Annotated in this window: 1 protein-coding gene; it reads right to left on the bottom strand. The window is 66.8% G+C overall.

The features are described from left to right. On the bottom strand, window positions 1–655 hold a 655-nt coding region (locus AC2W7M_RS26060), incomplete at its 3' end, for a nucleotide-binding protein (RefSeq protein ID WP_486136056.1). Window positions 656–1,093: the final 438 nt, after the last annotated feature.

Raw genomic sequence — 1,093 nt, 5'->3', positions numbered from 1 at the left:
GCTGCACGATGTTGTCGCGCGGCACGAAGTAGATCAGCTTGGTGCCGAGCTTCGCCGCCAGCGCCTCCGCCAGCTCCAGCTCCTTGTCGGTCTGGCGCTCGTTGCACACCAGCCCGCCCAGACGCACGCCGCCGGAATTGGCGTACTTCAGGATGCCCTTCGAGATGTTGTTGGCCGCATACATGGCCATCATCTCGCCCGACATGACGATGTAGATCTCCTGCGCCTTGTTCTCGCGGATCGGCATGGCGAACCCGCCGCACACCACGTCGCCCAGCACGTCGTAGGACACGTAGTCGATGTCCTCGTAGGCGCCGTTCTCCTCCAGGAAGTTGATGGAGGTGATGACGCCGCGCCCGGCGCAGCCCACGCCCGGCTCCGGACCGCCCGACTCCACGCAGCGGATGTCCTGGAAGCCGACCTTCATCACGTCCTCGATCTCGAGGTCCTCCACCGAGCCGGCGTTCGCCGCCAGCGAGAGGATGGTGTCCTGCGCCTTGGCGTGCAGGATCAGGCGGGTCGAGTCCGCCTTCGGGTCGCAGCCCACGATCAGGATGCGGTGCCCCATCTGCGCCAGCGCCGCCAGCGTGTTCTGGGACGTCGTCGACTTGCCGATGCCCCCCTTCCCGTAAAACGCGATCTGTCTCAGCGACATCTTGCTCTCCTCCTCACCGGACACAAAGGATCACCGCGCGCGTGGCGCGAGAGGTTCACGAATGAAATGTCTCGTCGGGAACGCACGGCGGGCTGTTGGGAAGGAGCGCATCGCTCGCTTTCACGTAGGCGTGCACTCAGCCCTCACTCGCTGTAGCGACGCAGACCGAGCAATCGCCGTGCCAGACGCGCCAAAGAGCCCGCAAAGGCTTGATTTCCATCACTGTGGCCGCTCCGATCCGGCCCGCCGGCCCCCTTCCGTCCCGCCGCCGGAAGGTGTGTCGAACCCGACAGGCGGGCGCTCCCGTGTCGCAATTGAAACAAGCCGGCCCGGCCTTCGGCGCCAAGGCGCTGGGCGCCATGGGCTCGGGCGGCCGCCGGGCCACCGGGAACGGAACTTGCTTGAGAGGAAAAACGCCCGCCCGCGTGCGGGGCGCCC

The organism is Xanthobacter sp. BG11Y11_SDJG (assembly GCF_057364445.1).
Note: the sequence above shows the minus strand (reverse complement) of the source record. Positions and strands in the feature narration are given on the sequence as shown.